Origin of the sequence: Flavobacterium taihuense, from assembly GCF_019351435.1 — a bacterium.
In the GTDB taxonomy this organism is placed as follows: Bacteria; Bacteroidota; Bacteroidia; order Flavobacteriales; family Flavobacteriaceae; genus Flavobacterium; species Flavobacterium taihuense.
The window spans coordinates 1-3,691 of the sequence record NZ_JAHWYN010000001.1 but is presented as its reverse complement, the minus strand read 5'-3'; the positions used below and the strand labels follow the sequence as shown (position 1 = coordinate 3,691).

Genomic DNA, 3,691 nt, shown 5'->3' with positions numbered 1-3,691 from the left:
ACAGGAACGCTTACACAGTCTGGTAATACGCTAACATTAGCCAATGTAAAATCGGGTACATATACTGTTAGAGTTACAGATACAGCAACGGGTTGTTTCAAAGATGGAACAGTGGTTATTACCCAACCTGCAATTGCTTTGTCAGCATCAGTTGTAAAAGTTAATGCTAACTGTAATGTTGCTACTTCAAAAGTGACTGTAACTCCAGCAGGAGGAACTGCTTCTTATACGTATGCTTTCAAACAAGACGGTGTTGCGCCAATGGCAACAGATTATGTGGCCAGCAATGTGGATAACTTAAATCCAACTACAAATTCCAATTGGGATGTATGGGTTAAAGACGCTAATGGATGTACTTTTAAACTAGATGTTGCAATAGTTAAAGATCCTACTCCATCGATTACTGCTTCTGCAGTAGGTCAATGTTTGGGAGTGGGCAGTTATACTATTACAGCAAATGGAACTGGAGGAACAGGGACATTAACGTATAGTATTGATGCAGGTGCTTCTTATCAAGCTGGAACGACATTTGTAGTAACAACTTCAGGTTCTTATATCATTCGTGTAAAAGACGGCAACGGATGTACAGCTGATAGCGCACCAGTAATTGTTGCTCCACAATTAACGTTGTCTGCAGTATTAAATAAAAATATTACATGTAGTGCTCCAACGGCTGCTCAAATCACGTTGACGGCGACAGGAGGTACAGGTCCTTTTACATATCAGTACAAAGAAGCTGCAGGTGTTCTTACCGCTATGGCAAGTAATGTGTTTAATAGCAATACTGCAGGAAGCTACACCTTTAAAGTTACTGATACTGCAACAGGTTGTACCGCTGTAACTACTACAGGTATTGCTATTACAACACCTGTAAATCCAGATATTACTGCAGTTTCACAAACGGAAACCATTAAATGTAATGGAGATTCTACAGCTGCTATTACGATTACTGTTGATAATACTAAAGGACTAGCGCCTTTTGTGTTTAATGTTTTAAATACTACAACCGGTACTAATTATGGTACACAAACAGCAGGTTTAGCAGCAGGTAATTATACAATTACGGTTACCGATGCAAAAGGATGTACAGATACCTTTCCTTATGTTATTAATCAGCCTTTAGCTATTACTTTTGATTTGACTAAGGTGGATATTACATGTAACAATCCGGGAGGAACTAGTTTGGGTTCAATTTCTGTGGGAAATGTTGCTGGTGGAACAGCGCCATTCAAATATTTTATTACGAATAATTTTGGTGATGTAATAGCTGGTAATCCTTTTTCTGCAGTTACAAATGAGAATCACACTTTTACGATTATCAATTATGGTTTATATACGGTAGACGTGGTCGATGCTAATGGATGTAGCTTGAGTAAACAAATTACAATAGCGTCACCTCCATCAGATTTAACAATTGATATTTCTTCATTTACTTCTAATTGTACTACAGGAGGTACTGCGGTGGTAAAAGTTGTTTCATTAGTTGGTAGCCATAATTATGAATTTGCTATATTGCAAACTAATGTTGCTCCTTATGCTCCTCCGGCAGCTTATTTTCCTGCAGATGGAGGAACTCCTGATGTTAGAACATTTACAGGGCTTACACCAGGTGTAATTTACACTTTTGTTGTACATGACCTTACGACAAATTGTTATTATGTTAAGAGTGCTGATTTTCCGATTGCACCAGCTTCAACATTAACTTCAACAACGGTACCCAATAATGTTACATGTAAAGGTGCTAATAATGGAAGTGTAACGTTCACTATTTCAAATTTTGACGCTACCACTACTTCTGTAAATTATAGAATTTACAAAGCTTTCAGTAATGTTGCTGTCGGTGCTAGTGTTAATGTACCAGTTACTTTTGGAGTGCCTAAAACCGTTACATCACCTTCGCCAGGAACTCTTGCTCCTGGACGTTATTATGTTGAATTTATTGAAAACGGATCAGGAGCATTTAATGGATGTAAGTCTGCCTCTGCGCCTTTCGATATTTTGGAATCATCTATAGACTTAAGTGTTTTGGCTTCGTCAACTAAAAAGGCTAATTGTACTGATTTAGGTATTATTTTGGCTCAAGCCAAAAACGGTACAGCTCCTTATAAATATCAAGTAACAAGTTCTGCAGTTTTTCCTTTAGCCACAGATCCGAGTTGGGTAACTGGTAATACTTTTACTAAAGTAGGCTCTATAGGAGGAACTCCATATTATGTTTATGCTAAAGATGCGTATGGTTGTATCAAACAAACTACTGTAACTGTATTTAAGGACGTAGATCCTACAATTACTGCACCAGCCCCTATTTGCTATGACGGTAGTACGGCATTTAATATTTCAATTACAGGTACTGTAGATCCTTTGATTGTTGGTGCTGCTTCATATAGTGTAAATGGAAGTGCTTTTCAAGCTTCGCCAAACTTTACTTTTAACGCAGCTGGAACCTATAACTTAGTGATTAAAGACGGGAATGGGTGTTCAGCAAATGTGAATTATAAAGTATATCCTAAATTGCAGTTATCCGCTGCATTAACTACAGCTTTAGATTGCATTGGTTCTCCAGATGCGGTAATTACTTTGAGTACAACAGGTGGAAATACGACACCGGCAGCTAACTATACTTATGAAGTAAATAAAGGTGCTGGTTTTGTAACTGCAGCTAATCCGTATACAGCTACTACTGCAGGAACTTATGTTTTTAGAGTTACAGATGCAAATAACGCAGCAGTTTGTCAAGCAACAAAAACTTTTGTTTTAGACCCAATACCAACTACCGTATTTACAACAACACAAACCCATGTAAGTTGTAATGGAGGTACTGACGGAACTATTACTGTAAATGTTACAGCAGGCGAAGGTCCTTATGAATATCAATTAAATACCGGTTCATTCCAAACTTTAAATGAGTTTGTTGGTTTGGCAGCTGGAACTACTTATGTGGTGACCGTTCGTAATGCTAGAAAATGTACTTTGGCTTCGGTCGCAATAACAATTACTCAACCAGCAGTTTTGGCAGCAACTTCAGCTATTACTACACCATTGACATGTGGTGCAGGAAATGTTGCTCAACCAGCTACAGTGACTGTGACTGCTACTCCAGGTACAGGAACATCTCCTTATACCTATAGTTTTGATGGAGGTAATAATTATTCTTCAACCAATACTTATCAATCATATGTGGGAACAACATTTAATGTTTATGTAAAAGACGCGAAAGGCTGTATAGTTACACTGACAAATGGCGTGAATATCCCAGCATTAGTTGCACCAACAGATTTGACATTTAGCACAACAGTTCCCGTAACTTGTTTAGTAAACGGAACAGTTGTAATTACAGGTCACACAGGTGGAGTGGGGACATTGCAATATGAAACTATTGCTCCATCGCCTGTTATTAGAGGACCACAAACCACAACAACATTTGCTAATTTAACTCCTGGAACTTATTTGTTTAAAGTTACGGATGCCAATGGTTGTACGTATCAAGAGTCTTACATTGTTCAACCGGTAACAAATATTACGGTTGCAGGACAATTAGTAAGTGATGTTACTTGTAATGAAACGCCTGCGGTTTCTAATGGTGCTGTTACTTTTACAGTTGGAAACGTTAAAACATCCGGTGCATTTACATATGTGTTCTTGCAAGGTAGTGGAGGCACAATAGTTAAAACAACTAATGCGGTCACGTTAA

The 3,691-nt window shown here is 38.1% G+C and carries 1 pseudogene; it reads left to right on the top strand.

The features are described from left to right. A pseudogene (locus tag KZH69_RS00005) lies at nucleotides 1–3,691 on the top strand (hypothetical protein); the annotation flags it as partial.